General features: G+C 62.7%; 16 protein-coding genes and 2 pseudogenes. 16 read left to right on the top strand and 2 right to left on the bottom strand.

Going from position 1 to position 19196, the window contains the following annotated elements; genetic code table 11:
- Positions 1 to 200: 200 nt before the first annotated feature.
- The 15 genes and pseudogenes from EJ077_RS20365 (at position 201) to EJ077_RS20295 (ending at position 15080) form a co-directional block, all read left to right on the top strand.
- Positions 201 to 800, top strand: a complete 600-nt coding sequence (locus EJ077_RS20365; RefSeq protein WP_208695806.1) for a DUF2062 domain-containing protein — start codon at positions 201 to 203, stop codon at positions 798 to 800.
- Positions 797 to 1210 (top strand): holo-ACP synthase, encoded by a 414-nt coding sequence (gene acpS / locus EJ077_RS20360; RefSeq protein ID WP_208695805.1) that lies wholly within the window; start codon positions 797 to 799, stop codon positions 1208 to 1210. Before EJ077_RS20365 ends, acpS begins: the two co-directional genes overlap by 4 nt.
- A gap of 78 nt (positions 1211 to 1288) precedes the next feature.
- Positions 1289 to 2038 carry a signal peptidase I gene (lepB, locus tag EJ077_RS20355; protein ID WP_208695804.1) on the top strand — a complete coding sequence of 250 codons (750 nt, stop codon included), beginning with the start codon at positions 1289 to 1291 and terminating at the stop codon, positions 2036 to 2038.
- Positions 2039 to 2042: 4 nt separating this feature from the next.
- Positions 2043 to 2767 (top strand): annotated as a pseudogene (gene rnc / locus EJ077_RS20350) (ribonuclease III).
- Positions 2764 to 3684 carry a GTPase Era gene (era, locus tag EJ077_RS20345; RefSeq protein ID WP_127276219.1) on the top strand — a complete coding sequence of 307 codons (921 nt, stop codon included), beginning with the start codon at positions 2764 to 2766 and terminating at the stop codon, positions 3682 to 3684. The pseudogene rnc and the gene era overlap by 4 nt, the downstream one beginning before the upstream one ends.
- A 41-nt stretch (positions 3685 to 3725) precedes the next feature.
- Positions 3726 to 4615 (top strand): annotated as a pseudogene (locus EJ077_RS20340) (aminoglycoside phosphotransferase family protein).
- Between the two features lie 514 nt (positions 4616 to 5129).
- Positions 5130 to 6299, top strand: a complete 1170-nt coding sequence (locus EJ077_RS20335) for a porin (protein ID WP_208695803.1) — start codon at positions 5130 to 5132, stop codon at positions 6297 to 6299.
- 135 nt (positions 6300 to 6434) lie between these two features.
- Positions 6435 to 7211: a DNA repair protein RecO gene (recO, locus tag EJ077_RS20330; RefSeq protein ID WP_208695802.1), complete on the top strand. Its 777-nt coding sequence runs from the start codon at positions 6435 to 6437 to the stop codon at positions 7209 to 7211.
- A complete protein-coding gene (locus tag EJ077_RS20325; RefSeq protein WP_135883359.1) occupies positions 7208 to 7726 on the top strand; it encodes a PaaI family thioesterase in 519 nt (172 codons plus the stop codon). Before recO ends, EJ077_RS20325 begins: the two co-directional genes overlap by 4 nt.
- Positions 7727 to 7808: 82 nt before the next feature.
- Positions 7809 to 10556 (top strand): DUF2339 domain-containing protein, encoded by a 2748-nt coding sequence (locus EJ077_RS20320; RefSeq protein ID WP_208695801.1) that lies wholly within the window; start codon positions 7809 to 7811, stop codon positions 10554 to 10556.
- Between the two features lie 173 nt (positions 10557 to 10729).
- A complete protein-coding gene (locus EJ077_RS20315; RefSeq protein ID WP_127276227.1) occupies positions 10730 to 11248 on the top strand; it encodes an RNA polymerase sigma factor in 519 nt (172 codons plus the stop codon).
- On the top strand, positions 11245 to 12036 hold the full coding sequence (locus EJ077_RS20310; protein ID WP_208695800.1) for an anti-sigma factor family protein: 792 nt from the start codon (positions 11245 to 11247) through the stop codon (positions 12034 to 12036). The genes EJ077_RS20315 and EJ077_RS20310 overlap by 4 nt, the downstream gene beginning before the upstream one ends.
- Before the next feature lie 194 nt (positions 12037 to 12230).
- Complete coding sequence (locus tag EJ077_RS20305) at positions 12231 to 13328, top strand: peptidase C39 family protein (protein WP_135883435.1); 1098 nt, start codon at positions 12231 to 12233, stop codon at positions 13326 to 13328.
- The gene (locus EJ077_RS20300; protein ID WP_127280355.1) at positions 13328 to 14791 is read left to right on the top strand and encodes a RimK family protein; all 1464 of its coding nucleotides are present in this window, start codon (positions 13328 to 13330) and stop codon (positions 14789 to 14791) included. The genes EJ077_RS20305 and EJ077_RS20300 overlap by 1 nt, the downstream gene beginning before the upstream one ends.
- Positions 14792 to 14807: 16 nt before the next feature.
- Positions 14808 to 15080: a DUF3303 domain-containing protein gene (locus EJ077_RS20295; RefSeq protein ID WP_208695799.1), complete on the top strand. Its 273-nt coding sequence runs from the start codon at positions 14808 to 14810 to the stop codon at positions 15078 to 15080.
- Positions 15081 to 15096: 16 nt separating this feature from the next.
- Here the strand turns inward: EJ077_RS20295 and EJ077_RS20290 are convergent, their stop codons facing one another.
- Entirely contained in the window at positions 15097 to 16014 is a 918-nt protein-coding gene (locus tag EJ077_RS20290) for a LysR substrate-binding domain-containing protein (protein WP_208695798.1), read from the bottom strand.
- 112 nt (positions 16015 to 16126) lie between these two features.
- Here EJ077_RS20290 and EJ077_RS20285 point away from each other — a divergent pair, with 112 nt between their 5' ends.
- On the top strand, positions 16127 to 17017 hold the full coding sequence (locus tag EJ077_RS20285; RefSeq protein WP_208695797.1) for a fatty acid desaturase family protein: 891 nt from the start codon (positions 16127 to 16129) through the stop codon (positions 17015 to 17017).
- Between the two features lie 16 nt (positions 17018 to 17033).
- Here EJ077_RS20285 and EJ077_RS20280 read toward each other — a convergent pair whose 3' ends face one another.
- A complete protein-coding gene (locus EJ077_RS20280) occupies positions 17034 to 19175 on the bottom strand; it encodes a putative bifunctional diguanylate cyclase/phosphodiesterase (protein ID WP_208695796.1) in 2142 nt (713 codons plus the stop codon).
- Between the last annotated feature and the right edge of the window lie 21 nt (positions 19176 to 19196).

Here is a 19196-nt window from a genome sequence, read left to right as displayed (position 1 = left end):
CGATGTTGGAGAAGACGGACCTTACCAAAACTTGGCGGTGCGGCCACTGTGCAGACGGCCTCCGGTTGTTGTCGGGGTTGCGGATGGCTATATCAAAGTCGCGATTGCCTTCTGGCGACCGTAAAGCGCAGGATATGATGGTCGAAGCCCGGCAGGAACAGCCGGCGTGTAGGCTGTGAGTTGTCGGGAATAGGAAGAGAGTGCTTTTTCGTCGCCGTAAGCCTGATGGCCTTTTCGAGCGGGTGCGCACCTATCTGTGGCCGCGCCGTTCGTTTTCGCGCTCGCTTCAATATTTCTCCAAGCGCATTCTGCGGCTGAAGGCCACCCCGCATGCGGTGGCGGCGGGCGTCGCCGCAGGTGTCTTTGCTTCGTTCTTCCCCGTCGGTTTTCACTTCATCATTGCCGCCGTTCTGTGTTGGGTGATCGCCGGCAATCTGGTGGCAGCTGCTCTCGGAGCTGTTTTCTTCGGCAATCCGCTGACCTTTCCCCTCTTGTGGGGCGCATCCTGGGAAACCGGCAAGCTCATCCTGCACGATCGCCTGCCGGCGCATGGCCCGCCTGCGCATCTGGGCGAGATGATGCACACGCTTTCGTTCGCCAAACTATGGCATCCCGTCCTGGAGCCGATGCTAATCGGGGCGGTGCCGCTCGGGCTGGTGTTCGGCCTGGTGTTCTATGGCATCACGCGCTGGGGCATGAATGTCTTCCGCGAACAGAGGCGCAAGCGGCTGGCCGAGCGCGCGAGACGCCGTGAGCATTCGCATCATCCCGGCGGAAGCGTCGGTTCCGCTACCCAATGATCATCGGCATCGGCAGCGACCTGATCGACATCAGACGCATCGAGAAGTCGCTTGAGCGTCACGGCCAGCGCTTCATCCAGAGGATCTACACCGAGGTGGAGCAGGCACGTTCGGAGAACCGGCGCGCCCGCGCGGCTTCCTACGCCAAGCGCTTTGCCGCCAAGGAGGCTTGCGCCAAGGCCCTGGGCACCGGTCTGGCACAAGGGGTCTTCTGGCGCGACATGGGTGTCGTCAACCTGCCCAGCGGTGCGCCGACCATGGCGCTCACCGGCGGGGCGCTGGCGCGGCTGGAAAAGATCCTGCCCCAGGGCCATCGGGCAGCGATCCACCTCACCATCACGGATGATTTCCCGCTCGCTCAAGCCTTTGTGATCATCGAGGCGGTGCCCGTCGAAGAAGCGCCACATTGATTGCATCTGACGACCGGCATTGACGTTGCCCAGCGCGCGCCGAGACTCTATACCATCCAACGCACAATCGAGGACGACATGAGCGTGGCTGAAAAATCCCAGAAGAAATCCGGCGGGCTTGGCGAAACCGTCAGCGTCATCGTCCAGGCGCTTTTGCTCGCCCTGGTCATTCGCACGCTGCTGTTCCAGCCGTTCTCGATCCCGTCGGGCTCGATGCGGCCGACGCTTCTGGAAGGCGACTATCTGTTCGTCACCAAATGGTCCTACGGCTATTCACGCTATTCGCTGCCTTTCGGACCGGACATTTTCTCGGGCCGCATCTGGGGCTCCGAGCCCAAGCGTGGCGACGTGGTGGTGTTCAAGTTCCCGCCGGATCCGTCCGTCGACTATATCAAGCGCGTCATTGGCCTGCCCGGCGACAAGATCCAGATGAAGGATGGCCAAGTCTTCATCAACGGCGTCGCCGTGCCGCGCGTCAAGACCGGCCAGATCGACAATCCCGACATCACGGAAAAGGATTATCCCATCGATGTCTACCGCGAGACGCTGCCCGATGGCGTCAGCTACGACACGCTGGACCTGTCGCCGAATTCGATCGGCGACAACACCCGCGAATTCGACGTGCCGCCCGGCCACTATTTCATGATGGGCGACAACAGGGACAATTCCGCCGACAGCCGCTTCACCGTCGGCTACGTTCCGGCCGAGAACCTGGTCGGCCGCGCCAACCTTGTCTTCTTCTCGATCGCCGGCAAGGCAAGCCCACTCGAAATCTGGAAATGGCCGTCGCTGATGCGCGCTTCGCGCCTGTTCCATTTCGTCAACTAGGGCCATGGCGGCACCAAAACGGCTGACCGCCGATGCGCTCGCCGAAGCGCTTGCGGAACGCACGGGCCATGCCTTTGCCGACCGCCAGCGCCTGCAGCGCGCGCTTACCCACGCCAGTGCGCGCAGTGCCAATGCGGGCGCCGATTATGAGCGGTTCGAATTTCTCGGCGACCGGGTTCTTGGCCTTGTAGTCGCCGATATGCTGTTGGCTGCCTTTCCCGATGCCGCGGAAGGGGAGCTGTCGCTGCGGCTCAATGCGTTGGTCAATGCCGAGGCGCTGTCTGATATCGCCGAGCATATCGGGTTGCCGGACCTGATCCGTGCCGGATCGGACGTGCGCGGGCTCGAGGGACGCAAGCGCGTCAACCTGCGCGCCGACGCGTTGGAATCACTGATCGCCGTGCTTTATCTCGACGGCGGTCTGGAAGCGGCCCGCGTGTTCATTCACAAATACTGGCAGCCGCGTTCGCAAGCCTCGGGCGCGGCACGCCGCGACGCCAAGACCGAATTGCAGGAATGGGCGCATCAGGCGGCGGGTGCTGTTCCCGCCTATCAGATCGATGGCCGGGAAGGCCCGATCACGATCCGCTGTTTACCGTCAGCGTCAAGGTCGGCGCGTTTCAGCCGGCAACCGGCAGCGGCCGCTCCAAGCGCGAGGCTGAACAGGCCGCCGCCACCGCCCTTCTGGTTCGCGAGGGCGTCTGGGTTCATGAAGGGAGTGCGGCATGACCGCCGAAGACACTGCAGCCGCTCCTGTCACGCATTCCGGCTTCGTCGCGCTGATCGGCGCGCCCAATGCCGGCAAGTCGACGCTGGTCAACCAACTTGTCGGCGCCAAGGTCTCGATCGTGACCCATAAGGTGCAGACGACACGCGCCATCGTGCGCGGTATCGCCACGCACGACAACGCGCAGATCGTCTTTGTCGACACGCCCGGCATCTTCAAGCCCAAGCGGCGGCTGGATACGGCAATGGTGACCACCGCCTGGGGCGGTGCCAAGGACGCCGATATCGTGCTGCTGCTGATCGACGCCGAACGCGGCATCAGGGGCGACGCCGACGCCATTCTCGAACGGCTGAAGGACGTGCGCCAGCCGATGGCGCTGATCCTCAACAAGGTCGATCGCGTCAAGCCGGAGGCACTTCTGGCCCTCTCGGCGGCAGCGAACGAGAAAGTGCCGTTCCAGCGCACCTTCATGGTCTCGGCGTTGACCGGCTCCGGCTGCAAGGACCTGCTCGACTATCTGGCCCAGGCGCTGCCGGCCGGTCCGTGGTACTATCCGGAAGACCAGATTTCCGACCTGCCGATGCGCCAGCTCGCGGCCGAGATCACCCGCGAAAAGCTCTATCTCAGGCTGCATCAGGAACTCCCCTATTCCTCGCATATCGAGACCGAGAAATGGGAAGAGAAGAAGGACGGCTCGGTGCGCATCGACCAGACTATCTTTGTCGAGCGCGACAGCCAGAAAAAGATCGTGCTCGGCCACAAGGGCGAGACCATCCGTGCCATCGGGCAGGCCGCGCGGATGGAAATATCAGGCATATTGGAGCAGAAGGTGCACCTGTTCCTGTTCGTGAAGGTGCGCGAGAACTGGGGCGATGATCCCGAGCGCTATCGCGAGATGGGGTTGGAGTTTCCTCATTAGGGCATGATCCCGAACAAGAGGGTCTATTTTCGGGAAAGATCATGCTTGAGATCGCGATCGATGTCGCCTTGGTGCGCCGGCTGATTGCCGCGCAATTCCCGCATTGGAAGAATCTTGCGGTCAGGCCGGTTGATTTTGGCGGCTGGGACAACAGGACCTTTCATCTCGGCGACGAGATGACCGTGCGGTTGCCGAGCGCCGCCGCTTATTCCCTGCAAGTGGAAAAGGAACATCGCTGGCTGCCGAGGTTGGCGCCGCTGTTGCCACTGCCCATCCCCGTGCCGCTGGCGATGGGCGTTCCAGCCGAGGGCTATCCCTGGCACTGGTCCGTCTATGGCTGGATCGAGGGCGCGACCGCGAAACGGGAACGTATCGCGGATCTGTCGGAATTCGCGGCGGACCTGGCTCGGTTCCTGGTCGCGTTGAAACACGTGGACGCGGCCGACGGCCAGCGCCTGGGCAGCACAATTTCTTTCGCGGCGGACCGCTGACCGTCTATGACGGCGAGACAAGGCAAGCGATCTCGGCACTCGGCAACCGCATCGATGCCGGCGCCGCGACCGCTGTCTGGGAGAGAGCCCTTGCCGCGGCCTGGGAAGGTCCGTCCGTCTGGTTCCATGGCGACGTCAGCCAGGGCAACCTCCTGGTCGAAAAGGGCAGGTTGGGCGCCGTGATCGATTTTGGCACCTCCGGTATCGGTGATCCCTCCTGCGACCTGGCAATTGCCTGGACGTTTTTCGAGGGCGAAAGCCGAGACACGTTTCGCGCCTGCCTCGCGGCAGATGAGGCGACCTGGGCGCGCGGGCGTGGCTGGGCGCTGTGGAAGGCACTGATCATTGCCGCCGGCCACATAGACGTCGCCCCGGCCGAGATCGAAGAATCTTGGCGGGTGATCGATGCGGTGCTGATCGATCGCGAGCGTCAGGCGTGAGGCGAAGCGCGTGACGCGCCGACATCGGACGGCGTTGAGTTTCCAATGGATCAAAAAAGCCACCGCGGCGGGCAACTTCACATGGCCCTTCTGGCGTCAGTGGAGTGTCCGGGCAGTTGGTCAGATTTGATTCAGGAATCTGACGTAGAAAAAACAATTATTCGAGGTTTTGTAAGACGGCGTATTCAATTGATTTGAAAGCAATAGAATAAATCACCAAAATAGAGTCATTAAGCAAAAAATTTGCAATTACTAAATAAAAATGACAATGTGCCATTTGTGCCGTTTTGAAAACTGACTAGGAATGGTTAGTGTTATTTGTGCAACACAGATTTAATCTGTCGTCTGAATCCGGCATATTTGTGGAATTGTCATTGAAGGCGGAAGATTGATGGGTATGTTCGCCGCGAAAAGGGGACGCGGTGCGCGCCTTTTCGTTGTGGGGTGAGGCGGGAAAACATATCCGCCAGCCACAAATCCGAAGCCATTTAACTATGACTGGAGAGGTCAGAAAATGAACATCAAGAGCCTTCTTCTCGGCTCAGCCGCGGCCCTGATCGCGGTGTCCGGCGCTCGCGCCGCGGACGCGGTCGTCGTCGCCGAACCGGAACCGGCCGAATACGTCAAGATCTGCGACGTCTACGGCGCTGGCTACTTCTACATCCCGGGCACCGAGACCTGCCTGCGCATCGGCGGCTATGTCCGTTACGACATCGGCGTCGGCGATGCCGGCTCACTCGATGGCGTCAACCACGTCCCGGACACTCAGGATGGCAGCACTCATTCGACCTACTACAAGAACACCCGCTTCACGCTGAAGACCTGGACCGGTCAAGAAACCGAACTCGGTACCCTGAAGACCTACACCGAGACCCGCTTCAACTACGGCAACAGCTCCGGTGATTATCTCAATCAAGCAGCTTCCAATGCCGACGACTGGCAAGGCCGCAACAAATCTCTATCGCTGCGTTTCGCCTGGATCCAGCTTGGTGGCCTGCGCGTCGGTAAGGACGATACGGCTTTCGATACGTTCATCGGCTATGCCGGCAACGTCATCCAGGACACGCTGGTTCCGTATGGCGGGCAGGAGAGCAACGTCGTTCAGTACTACTTCGACGCGGGCAACGGCTTCTCGGGGCTGGTCTCGCTCGAAGAAGGCGCTGGTAAAATCGGCACCATCGACAGCTATGTCCCCCATGTCGTCGGCGGTTTGAAGTACAAGGGCGACTGGGGTTCCATCACCGGCGTCGTGGCCTATGACAGCAACTATGAAGAAGTCGCTGGCAAGGTTCGCCTCGACGTCAAGGCAACCAACGAATTGTCGCTGTTCATCATGGGTGGCTACGGCACCGACGACAATCTCACCGACGATGCGAACAACGCCATCGATGCACACGGTCGCGGCTTCTACAAGCAGTGGGGCGGCAAATGGGCAATCTGGGGTGGCGGCACCTACAAGTTCAGCGACAAAACCTCGTTTAACGCCCAGATCTCCTATGACGACTGGAAGAATCTCGGCATCGCCGCGAACGTTGCCTATACCGTTGTGCCCGGCTTTACGGTCACGGCTGAAGTCGATTACCTCAATGCTGGAAAGTTCGACGACGCAGACTTCAGCAACTGGACCAAGGCCAACAAGAAGAGCAGCGTCGGCGGCATTCTCCGCTTCCAGCGCTCGTTCTAACAAATCGACTGACCTCACCAGGCCGCCCGCAGCGTATCGCTGTGGGCGGTTTTTTGCGCGCTGTCCCGGTGCCGGCCCGCCCGAGCACCAGCGCCTCATCTTGATTTCGCCATCCAACGGGTGAAAAGCTCAGGCATGGAATGGCGCGACGAGGGAATCATTCTCGGCACCCGCAAGCATGGCGAAACCAGCGCCATTCTCGAGGTGATGACGCGTGCCCATGGCCGCCATCTCGGCCTCGTGCGCGGCGGCCGCTCGCGCAAGCAGCAGCCTGTTCTCCAGCCCGGCAATCGCGTCGATCTCTTGTGGCGCGCGCGCCTCGACGAGCATCTGGGCACCTTCCAGGCCGAAGCGATCGAAATGAATGCCGCCCGGCTGATGGACAGTGCCATCGCCGTCTACGGCCTTCAGACGATGGCGGCGCATCTGCGCCTGCTGCCCGAGCGTGATGCCCATGGCGGCCTCTACGAGGCGCTTTCGGTGATGATCGTCCACCTGGACGATGCCGATGCCGCCGGCGAACTGGTGGCGCGTTTTGAACTTCTGATCCTTGATGAACTCGGCTTCGGCCTCGACCTCAGCCAATGCGCCGCCACCGGCACAAGGCAGGATCTTGCCTATGTCTCGCCAAAGTCGGGACGCGCGGTGTCGCGTGAAGCCGGCGCGCCGTGGCACGACAAGATGCTGGTGCTGCCTCCATTTCTGCAGCGCGGCTCCGGCATGCGCGCGAACCATGCGGCGATCGCGGACGCCTTCCGCTTGACCGGTTTCTTCTTCACCCGCCATGTCTACGAGCCGCGCGGCATCGATCAGCCCGACGCGCGCGCCGGCTTTCTTGCAGCGCTGCGCAAGCACCACGCGACGCACAAGCCCATCGGCGGAGAGAATGCGGCCGGGGAAATCATCAGATGAGCGAAGTCGAACTCTATCCGGGCCGGGTCTCGCCACTCGGCCTCGGCACCATTCCTCATGCCGACATCCTGAAATACACCGGCCTGGAATTGCTTCAGCGAATCATCGACGGCAAATATCCGGCACCGCCGATCTCCTTCCAGCTCAGCTTCGCCTTGACCGAAGTATCGGAAGGTCGCGCCGTATTTCGCGGCGTGCCGAACGAACGCCACCTCAACCCGCTGGGCAGCGTGCATGGAGGATGGGCGGCGACACTGCTCGATTCGGCACTGGGCTGCGCCGTGCAGACGCTGCTCGAAAAGGGCGAGGCCTACACGACGGCGGAGTTCAAGGTGAACCTGACGCGGCCGATCACGCCCAGGACCGGCGAGGTCGTCTGTGAAGGCAAGGTGGTCCACAAGGGCCGCACGCTTGCCGTCTCGGAAGCGACGCTGAAGGATGCCGGCGGCAAGCTGCTGGCTTTCGGTACCGAGACATGTTCGATATTCCCGGCCGCCAATCTGGCGGCACGTTGAGTTTTCAGCCGTTTGGCCGCCGCATTTGAATGTCAGTGAGACGAAATGTCAGTGAAAACTGGCCTGGTTTGGGGGAACCGCCATGTTTGAAAGCCTGATCGGCCTTGTCGCCATCATCGCCTTGTTCGTCATCATTTCGCGTCAGCAGAGCCGGATCGGTCTGATCGAGCGCGAGCTTGGCGCGCTGCGCAGTCTCGTGCTTTCGGGCGTGGCGCCGCCCGTGGTCAGGCTGTCGGAACAGGAAGCGGTCGAGGGCAAGGCCGACACGTCACCGGTGGCAGCGCCCGCGGCCGATATCGTCCCGGCAGCAATCAGCGAGCCGGCACCCGCGCTGGTACAGGCCATGGAGGCGGAAATCCCGGCCGGCGAGAGTGTGCCCGGTCCCTGGAGCGCGCCCGAGGCGACACTGAAAATGCCAGAGGTCGCGCCGGCCGCGGCCGCCCAAGCCGCCCGCCAGTCCGATGTCGAAACCGCGCTCGGCACGCGTTGGGCGGTCTGGGTCGGCGGCATCGCGCTTGCTCTGGGCGGCTTGTTCCTGATCCGCTACACCATTGAGGCCGGCATTTTCGGCCCCGGCGTGCGGCTCACCATGGCGGCCGTGCTCGGGTTGGTGCTGGTCGCCGGCGGCGAGTTCATTCGCCGCACCGGCTTCAAGGTGCCGGTGCAAGGTTTTGCCGGCGCCTATATTCCGGCGATCCTGACGGCGGCCGGTGCCTTCATCCTGTTCGGCACCGTCTATGCCGCCCATGGCGTTTACGGCTTCATCGGCGCCGCGCTTGCCTTCACGCTGCTCGGTGCGATCGGCATTGCGACCATCGCCGCCGCTCTCGTCCATGGCCAGGCGCTGGCTGGCATCGGTCTCGTCGGCGCCATGGTGACCCCGGTGCTGATCGCTTCGCAGGCGCCCAATCCCTGGGCGTTGTTCGGCTATCTCGCCATCGTGCTCGCCGCCACCGGCGTCATCGCCCGCATACGCGACTGGAAAGCGCTAATGGCGGCCGCCTTTTTCGGCACCGGCATCTGGACCATCCTCTACATGACCGACGCGTCGGGCGTGGACCTCTCGGCCATCCTGTTCATCGACGCCGTCACGCTGGCCGTGCTGGCTCTTGTCTGGCTGAGCGGTCGCGGCGGCGAAGCGGAAATTGCTGAAAGCGGCTTCGACTGGCCATCGATCGTGCCGGGAGCTTTCGTCGCGTTTTCGGCGCTCGGCCTGTCGGTCGACGCGACATTTGTCGCGGCAGGCTATGCCTTGCCGGGCGCCTTGGTTCTCGTCGCCCTTGTCGCCACCGCATTCTTCCGGCCGCGCGCGGTGCCGCTGCTGCACGCAGCCGGGCTGGTGACGGTGATGATCCATCTCGGCATCATTCCGCCCACCACCATTGGCTCCGATTTCTCCCAGGGCAATCTGGGCTTTGACGGCCTGCCGGTGGCGGCCGGAAATGCCTTGACGCTGCGTATCGGTATTGGCCTCGGCCTTGTCTTCGTTGCCGCCGGCTTGTGGGCCGCGCGCCGCTTTGCCGCCTCGGCGCGGATCCGAGCAGCCTCGTGGGCTGCATGGGGCGTCATCGCGCCTCTGGTCATCCTGCTGGCGCTCTGGCTCACCTTCGGCAATCTCGACCGTGATTTTGCATACGCCGCGGTCGCGGCCCTGCTGGTCGTGATCCTCGCTGCCGGCGGCGAGTGGATCGCGCGGGCTGAGGAACCGCCGCTCGAGGGCGGTGTCGCAGTGTCGTTTGCCTTGGCCGGCGCGGCAGTCGCCGGCCTCCTGATGCTGCATATGGCTTTTGATTCCGGCTGGACCACCATCCTGCTCGGTGCCGCGGCGATCGTGCCGGCGCTCGCCACGCGCTGGCGCTCTTATCCTGTGCTCGGCTGGATTTCAGTCGCCGCTGTCATCGCGGTGCTTGGCCGCGTCGCCTTCGACCCGACGATTGTCGGCTCCGGGTTCCTGTCAACGACACCGGTCTTCAACTGGTTGCTGCCGGGCTATGGCGTGCCGGCGCTCGCCTTCGGCTTCGCGGCCTGGCAGCTCGCCCACACCACCAATGGCCGACCGCGCCTCGCCATGGAGGCCGCGGCGGCACTGTTTGCGCTGCTGACGCTCGCCATGCTGGTGCGCCACGCCATGCATGGCGGCGTCATCAACAGCGATGCGCCAACGCTTGCCGAACAGGCGATCTACACGCTGATCGCCATCGGCGCTGGTGCCATCCTAATCGCCGTCGACAGGCGCTCGCCAAGCTCGGTGCTGCGCTATGGTTCGATGGCGGTGGGCGTGGTCTCAGTCGCCTTCGTCGTCATCCAGCATTTCCTGGTGCTCAATCCGTTGTTCACCGACGAATCGACCGGTCGGATTCCGGTTTTCAATCTTGTGTTCCTGGCCTATCTCCTTCCGGCCGTCGCCGCTGGCGGCCTGGCGCTCTATAGCAGGGGCAAGCGGCCGAAATGGTATTCGGCCATGCTGGCGCTGGTGGCGGCGCTGCTTGCCTTCGCCTATGCCACGCTCTCGGTGAGGCGCCTGTTCAAGGGCGAGTTCATTGGCTTGTGGAGCGGCCTTGGCCAATTGGAGACCTATACCTATTCGGCACTCTGGCTGGTGATCGGCGTGGCGCTGCTCACGGCTGGCGTCTGGCTGAAATCGCAGGTGCTGCGCATTGCTTCGGCCGGGCTGATCGCGGTTGCCGTGCTGAAGGTCTTTCTCTTCGACATGTCCGAACTGGAAGGCGTGCTCAGGGCGCTGTCCTTCATCGGCCTGGGCGCGGTGCTGATCGGCATCGGGCTATTCTATCAGCGGCTTTTGACGCGGGCGGCGAAAGAAAAAGGATAATCGCCTGCGAATCATTGGGTTTTCTTGCTGGTCGGGAATAAACCGGCAGCAGCCAGCGTTATCTCGTTGCTTGGGTGACCGGAGCGGCGGACCGCTTCGCGCTGGCCGCTTGCGCCGTGCCGGGAAGGCGCGTTCAATCGGAATCAACAAGGGCGATCTCAGAACCAGCGGTCATGGACGAAAAGAAGGCAGCAATCCTTGGCGAAATACCGCGCCTGCGCCGCTACGCACGCTCGCTTCTGCGCGACCGTGATTCTGCCGACGACCTCGTTCAGGACTGCCTCGAGCGTGCACTGTTGCGGCTCGACAACTGGCAGACAGGAGAAAGCCCCAGGAGGTGGCTGTTTACGATCATGCATCATTTGTTCATCGACCAGATGCGCAAGGTGAACCGCCGCGGCGAAGCGGCGATGCTGCCGCTGGAGGCGGGCGAGGCGGTTGCCCAGCCGCCCGAACAGTTGGAGGGCATTGCTTCGCGCGAGATCATCAACGCATTGCAGGCGATCAGCCCCGATCGCCGCGCGGCCCTGGTCATGGTCGCCATCGAGGGCTTTTCCTATGCCGAAGCCGCCAACATTCTAGGTGTGCCCGCGGGCACGCTGATGTCGCGCATCGCGCGTGGGCGTGAGGAACTGCGCGGGTTGCTGGACGACACAGCGCGCCGCCGCGCCATAAGGATCGTCGAGAAATGATCCGCCGCGATTTTTCCGAACGGGACATCCACATGGCGCTCGACGGCGAACTGCCGGCTGATGAGCGTGCCGCCTATGATGCCTGGCTCGATGCCAATCCGGAGATGAAGGCGAGGAGCGTCCGCTTCACCGCCGACCGCGAGGCATTGCGTGCCGCCTTTGCCGGCGTGCTGGATGAGCCTGTTCCCGCGCGCTTGCGCAAGGTGGTGCTCGGCGAAGCGCCTGTTAAGGCAGCGGTGCCACGCTCGCGCTGGTGGCTTGCCGTCGCCGCGGCGGTGCTTCTGACCACGGGCGGATTTGGCGGCTATTTTGCCGGCATCGGTGGCCTCGGGCAGGAGGATCCGGCGGAGGATCGGCTCGCCGAACAGGCGATCGCGGCCCATGTCATCTATGCCGCCGAGAAGCTGCATGCGGTGGAAGTGCCGGCCAGCGACAAGGATCATCTGCAGACCTGGCTCTCCAACCGGGTCGGCCTGAAGCTGGTGGCGCCGGATCTGAGCGCGAACGGGTTCCGACTGGTTGGTGGGCGGTTGCTGCCGGCCGGTGAAAGCAAGGCGGCAATGCTGCTCTACGAAGACGACAAGGGCGAGCGCATATCCCTCTTCGTGACGGCGGAATCGACGGAGAATGCCAAGGGCACCTACGCTTCGGCGCAGGACGGTCCGCAGGCCGTCTATTGGCTGGACAAGGGCTATGGCTGTGCCGTCGTCGGATCGCTGCCACGCGAGCAATTGGCGGCCGTGGCCAAGAGTGCGTATGGGCAGCTTCTGGCCGGTCTCGCCAGTTGAGCCGGCTGCGGTCTCGGCTTGAAACAGCGATTCCGTTCAAAGCTTGTCAGCTTCCCTGCCGCCGCGGAAACTGTCACAATTCGGCCCTAATCAAGGAGCGATAGCGCTTGATGAATACCGGCGCTTCGGCCGGTGTTTGGGACGCTTTTGACCGGGGCCGTTTCCGCAACGCAATCGAGGTTTTCTCAAGCCGCATGCCTGCCGAGATCCGCACGGCCCGCGCGTCTGACGTCGATGACCTCGCCGCCATCGAGAAAGCTGTGTTCTCGAGCGACCGCATTTCCCGCCGCTCCTTCCGCCAGTTCATCGAGCGCGAGACCGCCGAGACGCTGGTCGCCGAAATCGATGGCCGCGTCGGCGGTTACGCGATCGTGCTGTTTCGCAAGGGCAGTGGGGTGGCACGGCTCTATTCCATAGCCGTCGGACCGTTTTTCGGCGGGCTCGGCATAGGCCGCCAATTGCTGTCCGCGGCCGAAGAGGCAGCCTTCGAACACGACCGCATGATGCTGCGTCTCGAAGTGCGCGAGGACAATGGCCGTGCCATCCGTATCTACGAGCAGGCCGGATACCGCAAGATTGGCCGTGAGCCGGATTACTACGAGGATGGCGCGACGGCGCTGCGCTATGAAAAGACCCTGCGCGGCGACCTTCCAGTCGCCACCAGGGTGCCATTCTATCAGCAGACCTGCGAGTTCACCTGCGGCCCATGCTGCCTGATGATGGCCATGGCCAATTTCGATGGTGGGTTCGTACCCGACCCGGTGATGGAAATCCGACTCTGGCGCGAGGCGACGACCGTTTTCATGATGTCCGGGCCGGGCGGCTGCGAACCATTCGGTCTGGCTGTCTCGGGGTATGAAAGCGGGCTCGCGGCGGAAATCTTTGTTTCCTTCTACGGCGCGCTGTTCCTGCAATCGGTGCGCAGCGAGGACAAGCGCCGGATCATGGAATTGGCCCAGGTCGACTTTCGCCGCCGCGCGGAACTTTACGGCATCCCGGTGAATTACCGTCCGTTCACCATCGACGATATCAGGGCGGCGCTGGCCGGGGGCAAACTGGTGCTGGTGCTGATCAGCGGCTTCCTGATGTTCGGCAAGAAGGTGCCGCACTGGGTGCTGGCCATCGGCGATGATGGCGACCATATTCTGATCCACGATCCGTGGGTCGAGGATGAAAGGCAGGAAACCATCCTTGATGCCGCCAATATTCCCGTGCCTTACGGCATCTTCATGAACATGGCGCAGTTCGGCCGCGACGGACTGCGTGCCGCCATCACTTTGGGAAAGAGATAATGACCTGGGTCATTCTTACCGGCAGGCAAAGCGATCTCGACCAGGTGGCGACACCGCATAAGATCATCACCAATCGCGACTATCTCGCGCATCCCTCGCTGTTCCGCGGCCAGCGGCCGAAGGTCATCAACCTGTCGAACAATTACGGCTACCAGAGCCGCGGCTATTATGCGTCGCTGCTGGCGAGTTCGCGCGGCCACAAGGTCATCCCGACCGTCGAGACGATGATCGACCTGTCGGAGCGCAAGCTCTACGAGCATGCCTTGCCGGAATTGGAACTGGCGCTCAACAAATGCCGCAAGGACCTCGGCGGCGTATTTCCGGCGAAGGTTTGCATCTTCTTCGGCATCGGCCCGTCCAAGGTCTGGGACCGTTTTGCCAAGCTGTTGTTCGACTGGTTCCGGGCGCCGGCGCTCGAAGTCCACATCAAGGACAGCGCCGAATGGGCCTCGATCCGCAAGATCGGCTTCCACCCGCTGGCGCGGATGACCGAGGACGAGGAAAAAAGCTTCATCCAGTGCCTGGAGACCTACACCAACCGTGAGTGGCGCGACACCAAGGGCCGCACGCCGGCGCGCTACACCTTCGCCACGCTGGTCGATCCGCATGAGGAATTGCCGCCCTCGGAAATCTCCTCGCTGCGGTACTGGGCCAAGATCGCCGAAAAGATGGGGGTCGAAATCGAGCCCATCACCAGGAAGGATCTCGCCAAGCTCGCAAATTACGACGCGCTGTTCATCCGCGAGACCACCTCGATCTCCAATCACACCTATCGTTTCGCCCGCCGCGCCCAGCAGGAAGGCATGCCTGTCATCGACGACCCGCTGTCGATGATCCGCTGCACCAACAAGGTCTATCTCAACGAACTGATGGCCTACAACAAGGTGCCGGTGCCGCCCACGGTGATGATCGCCGGCGCCTCTGATCTCGAACTCGCGGCGCAGACCCTGGGTTTTCCCCTGGTGTTGAAGATCCCGGATTCGTCGTTCTCGCGCGGCGTCAAGAAATGCGCCAATTTCGAGGAGTTGAAGACGCTTGCCACCGAATGGCTCGAGGATTCCGATCTTCTGATCGCGCAGAAATTCATCCCGACCGAATATGACTGGCGTGTCGGCGTCCTCGGTGGCCAGCCGCTGTTTGCCGTGCACTATCTGATGGCCAAGAAGCATTGGCAGATCGTCAACCACAAGGCCAATGGCAAGCCCGACCAGGGCGGCATCAAGACCTTCACGCTGAAGGAGACGCCGTCTCATGTCGTCGAGACGGCAGTGAAGGCGGCGCGCTGTATCGGCGACGGCCTTTACGGTGTCGACCTCAAGGAGACCAAGGACGGCGTCTTCGTCATCGAGGTCAATGACAACCCCAACCTCGACCATGGCTGGGAGGATTCCGGCGAGAAGGACGAGGTCTGGGTGCGGCTGACGCAGTGGTTCCTGGAGCGGCTCGACAGGCCGGGGCGGTAGTCAACCGAGGGAAGAGATGCTGTTCATCGTCATCGAGGATTTCACCGGCAGCGACCGCAAGGAAATCTATCGCCGGTTCCGCGACCGGGGCCGTCTGAAGCCGGACGAGCTTGTCGTGCATCATAGCTGGATCGCGGCCGATATGAGCCGCTGTTTCCTGCTGGTGGAGGCCGATGACGTCACGCTCCTGCAGCGATGGGTCATCGAATGGGCTGATCTGGTCGAGTTCGAGATCGTGCCCGTCGCGGCCAACAGGGACATGGTGGCGGCCTTGAGCGGGCACCTCTGACCATCGCCCTCCTGGGTCAGCGCAGCGCTGGGGAGTCCACGGCGCGCTGGCATTCATCGATCAGCCAATCGCGGAACGCGGCCACGACATCGCGCCTTGCGCTTCGCTCCGGGACAGTCAGGCAGTAGGGCTGTCGCAGGGCGATAGCGCTCGCGGCGGGCCGCACCAGCCTGCCGTCCTCCACCGCCTCGGCACAGTAGATCCCTTGCGCCAGCGCCACGCCCAACCCCGAAATGGCGAGGTCGAGGGCCGCGCGCGACGAATTGGCCGACAGGCCGCGCCGCACTGCCCGGCCAGATTGGGCATTCGTCGCCTCGAACCAGTTGCGCCAGGACGGAAACGAAGCACCGGTCGGTCCCCAATCCGTGTGGATCAGCGGCAGTCCGGCGAGCGGCTCGCCGCCTGCCTTGATCATGCCGGCAAGCTTCGGCGCGCAGACCGGATAGACGGCGTCCCTGGCAATGTCCTCCGTCGGATGTTCGCGATAGTGCGGACCGTAGGAGAGCCTGATGTCGATCAGTTCGCGGTCGAACGGCACCGGGTCGTCATCGCCCCGGAGCGATATGTCGGCGGCGCCATGGCTTGCGACGAAGCCAGCCAGACGCTGCGAAAGCCAGCCCATGGCCATGGATGGCGGCACTGATACGACCAGACGCGGGCGGAATGCATCGCCGCCCAGCTCGCGCGAAACGCTGCCGATTTCCTGGAAAGCCACGGTCAGCCGCGGCAACATTTCCACGCCGGCCTCGGTGAGGACAACGCGCCGGTTGACCCGCTGAAACAGCTTGCGGCCCATCTGCTCCTCCAAGGTGCGGATAAGCTGGCTGACGGCGGAAGCCGAGACCGAAAGCTCTTCCGCCGCCGCGGCAAAGCTGCCCGTACGTGCGGCGGCTTCGAAAGCCTGGAGCCCTTTCAGGGATGGGGATGTGACCATGATCGCCAGATAGATAAGCTTAGCTTATCCAAATCGCAGGAATCGTCGTTTTGGGAAAGCTTTTTCGTGGACTAGAGTGGCTTTCATCAATCTCCAGCCTGGATCGAAGCCGATGGACCATCGCGACATCATCGCGTCGCTGACGACAGAAGAGCGCAATCGCCTGACGGCCAAATCCGATGTCGCGGGCCTGTTCCAACTCGGCGCTCACTTGGGTGCGATTGTCATCATTGGATCGTTGATCGCGGCCAAGGTGCCGTTCTGGCCATTGCTGATGCTGCCGCAAGGCATCCTGATCGTGTTCCTGTTCACGCTGCTGCACGAGACGGTTCACCGCACGGCTTTCAATACGCAGCGGCTGAACGACGGCGTGGCGCGGCTGTGCAGCCTGGCCATCGGGCTGCCCGCCGACTGGTTCCGCTACTTCCACTTCGCTCACCACCGCTACACGCAGGATCCGGAAAACGATCCCGAGCTTGCCTTCCCCAAGCCTGAGACCTTGCGGCAATACATTATCCACGTCTTGGGCCTGCCGGTGTGGTGGGGGCATTTCAAGACGCTGTACACCAACGCGCGTGGGGACTGCCACGATAGCTATGTGCCGCCAAAGGGCCTGCCCAAAGTGCGCGCCGAGGCACGTGCGATGATCGGGTTCTATGTCGTGATCCTTGCGCTTGCCCTCTGGTTCAAGGCTACGGTGCTGCTCTATGTCTGGATCTTGCCGGCTCTGCTCGGACAGCCATTCCTGCGCCTTTATCTGCTGGCCGAGCACGGCCGCTGTCCGTTCGTCGCCAACATGCTGGAAAACACCAGGACGACGCTGACCAACTGGGCGGTGCGCAAGCTGGCCTGGAACATGCCGTTCCATGCCGAGCATCATGCCTATCCCGGCGTGCCGTTTCACCAATTGCCGCGATTTCACGCGCTGATCGAGCGGCACCTGAAGGTGGTCGAGCCCGGCTACGTCAGCTTCCACGAGAAATACCTGGAGACGCTGCGCTGACCCTGCGCCGATGCCTTCAGCCGATCTGGCTGCGCGGCGCACGCGCTTTCAACAGACGCTGGATGTCAGCCGGCTTCGACGGCACGCCGATCAGATAGCCTTGCGCCTCGACACAACCATTGTCGCGCAGCATGTCGAGTTGACTCTCCGTTTCGACGCCCTCGGCGGTGACGACGATGCCAAGCTCGGTGCCGAGACCGATGATGGAGCGAACGATCGCCGCCGTGTCGCGATTGCCCATGTCGCGAATGAATGATCGGTCGATCTTGATCTTGTCGACCGGAAAGCGCCTGAGGTAGCCGAGCGAGGAATAGCCGGTACCGAAATCGTCCAGCGCGATGCGGATGCCGAGCTCACGCAACTGGCGCAGCGTTTTCAGCACGGCCTTGCTCTCGTCCATCAGTACGGTTTCGGTGATTTCCAATTCCAGCTGTCCGGCCGGCACCCCGGAAAAAGCCAGCGCCGAGATCACGGCGCGGGCAAACCCGCTGCTCTTGAGCTGCACCGCCGAGACGTTGACCGCGATGCGCAAACCCGGCGGCCAGCCAGCCGCCGTCGCGCAGGCTTTCCTCAGCGCCCACTCGCCAAGCGGCACGATCAGGCCTATCTCTTCGGCGACGGGAATGAAGTCGTCCGGCGCCACCCGGCCGCGCGCCGGCGAATGCCAGCGCATCAAGGCTTCCGCGCCGATGATCTCGCCCGAGGCGATGTTCATGATGGGCTGGAAATCGAGATCGAACTCCTGGCGCGGCAGCGCGGTCTCCAGGTCGACTTCAAGCGCCCGCCGGGCCTGCACGACGGCGTCCATTCCAGGTTCGAAGAAGCGATAGAGGTTTCGCCCTTCGCTCTTCGCCCGGTAGAGCGCCGTGTCGGCGTTCTTCAGCAGCGTGTCGGCGTCACGGCCATCGGCGGGGAAAACGGCGATGCCCAGGCTGACGCCGACATGCATCTCGCGGCTCTTGTCGCGAAATGGTTTCGCGATTGCCTCGACTATGCGCTTCGCCAGTTTCTCGGCATCGGCAATGCCCACGGAGTTGGATTGGATGACGACGAACTCATCGCCGCCGAAACGGGCGATCATGTCCGCATCGTTGCGAAGGCAACGCTGCAGTCTTTCGGCCACGCTCTTCAACAGCCAGTCACCGGCAGGGTGTCCCCAGGTGTCGTTGACCGCCTTGAAACGGTCGAGGTCGAGCGAGAAGATCGCGAGCGGCGTGGCGGCCACATCCTCCAGCGCAAGGTCGAGCCGTTCGCGAAACATCGATCTGTTGGGCAGCCCGGTCAGCGTGTCGTGATGCGCAAGGTGGGTCATGCGCTCTTCGGCCCGACGGCGTTCCGTGACGTCGTCGAATGTCGCCACCCAACCGCCGCCACTCATCGGCTGGCGCACGACCAGAATCGTCCTGCCGTCGGCGAGATGGCGATACGTCGAATGCATTTTTCCCGCCCGCCGGCAGGCTTCGGTCTTTGCGACTTCGCTGTCGACGTCGATCTTCGTGTAGATGCCGAGTTCCAGCAATCGTTCGAGGGCGTCGCGGTGCGTCGTTCCAAGCGGGAAGTCGGCGGCCGTGACATTGTACAGTTCCAGAAAACGCCCGTTGCGCACGATCATCTTGCCGTCGGCGTCGTACATCAGCAGGCCTTGCGACATGTTGGCGAGCGCTGCGTCGAAGCGGCGATGCTGCTCCTTGAGATCCTGTTCGGCGCGCCGCTGTTCGGTGATGTCCTCGTAGATCGAGACCCAGCCGCCCAAAGCCAGCGGTCGGTGCGAGATAAGGATGATGCGGCCGTCCGACAGGATTTCTTCGTAGGTCGAAGGTTTCGCTTGGTCGATATAGGGCTTGCGGATGGCGTAGAGCTCGTCGGCGCTTTGCGAGGCGACGCCGAGGTCGACGCTATGCCGCAGGATGTCGATGAAGAGGATGCCTGGCCGCATCACCTTGGCGTCGAGGTGGAAGATGTCGATGTATTTGCGGTTGCAGATGATCATGCGTTCATCGGCGTCGAACATGCACAGGCCATGCGACATGTTTTCGACGGCGGCTGAAAAGCGTTCGTTCTGCTCGCGCAGCTCATCTTGCATGCGGCGAGAGTGTTCCAAGCCTCCGGCCGCCCGTTCCGGGACGACCGAACCATCCTTGACATCCACGACGGGCATGAGGCGCGCCTGCGGTGCGTG

Source organism: Mesorhizobium sp. M8A.F.Ca.ET.057.01.1.1 (genome assembly GCF_003952565.1).
Taxonomy (GTDB): domain Bacteria; phylum Pseudomonadota; class Alphaproteobacteria; order Rhizobiales; family Rhizobiaceae; genus Mesorhizobium.
The sequence above is the reverse complement of the archived record's forward strand: the minus strand, read 5'-3'. Positions and strand labels throughout refer to the sequence as shown.

What these genes read in the sequence shown, in the direction of transcription:
- EJ077_RS20305 (WP_135883435.1), top strand. Translation starts at nt 12,231, where the DNA reads ATGCCTGCCGAGATCCGCACGGCCCGCGCGTCTGACGTCGATGACCTC.
- EJ077_RS20300 (WP_127280355.1), top strand. Translation starts at nt 13,328, where the DNA reads ATGACCTGGGTCATTCTTACCGGCAGGCAAAGCGATCTCGACCAGGTG.
- EJ077_RS20285 (WP_208695797.1), top strand. Translation starts at nt 16,127, where the DNA reads ATGGACCATCGCGACATCATCGCGTCGCTGACGACAGAAGAGCGCAAT.
- era (WP_127276219.1), top strand. Translation starts at nt 2,764, where the DNA reads ATGACCGCCGAAGACACTGCAGCCGCTCCTGTCACGCATTCCGGCTTC.
- recO (WP_208695802.1), top strand. Translation starts at nt 6,435, where the DNA reads ATGGAATGGCGCGACGAGGGAATCATTCTCGGCACCCGCAAGCATGGC.
- lepB (WP_208695804.1), top strand. Translation starts at nt 1,289, where the DNA reads ATGAGCGTGGCTGAAAAATCCCAGAAGAAATCCGGCGGGCTTGGCGAA.
- EJ077_RS20325 (WP_135883359.1), top strand. Translation starts at nt 7,208, where the DNA reads ATGAGCGAAGTCGAACTCTATCCGGGCCGGGTCTCGCCACTCGGCCTC.
- EJ077_RS20295 (WP_208695799.1), top strand. Translation starts at nt 14,808, where the DNA reads ATGCTGTTCATCGTCATCGAGGATTTCACCGGCAGCGACCGCAAGGAA.
- EJ077_RS20280 (WP_208695796.1), bottom strand. Translation starts at nt 19,175, where the DNA reads ATGCCCGTCGTGGATGTCAAGGATGGTTCGGTCGTCCCGGAACGGGCG.
- EJ077_RS20320 (WP_208695801.1), top strand. Translation starts at nt 7,809, where the DNA reads ATGTTTGAAAGCCTGATCGGCCTTGTCGCCATCATCGCCTTGTTCGTC.
- EJ077_RS20335 (WP_208695803.1), top strand. Translation starts at nt 5,130, where the DNA reads ATGAACATCAAGAGCCTTCTTCTCGGCTCAGCCGCGGCCCTGATCGCG.
- EJ077_RS20290 (WP_208695798.1), bottom strand. Translation starts at nt 16,014, where the DNA reads ATGGTCACATCCCCATCCCTGAAAGGGCTCCAGGCTTTCGAAGCCGCC.
- EJ077_RS20310 (WP_208695800.1), top strand. Translation starts at nt 11,245, where the DNA reads ATGATCCGCCGCGATTTTTCCGAACGGGACATCCACATGGCGCTCGAC.
- EJ077_RS20315 (WP_127276227.1), top strand. Translation starts at nt 10,730, where the DNA reads ATGGACGAAAAGAAGGCAGCAATCCTTGGCGAAATACCGCGCCTGCGC.
- acpS (WP_208695805.1), top strand. Translation starts at nt 797, where the DNA reads ATGATCATCGGCATCGGCAGCGACCTGATCGACATCAGACGCATCGAG.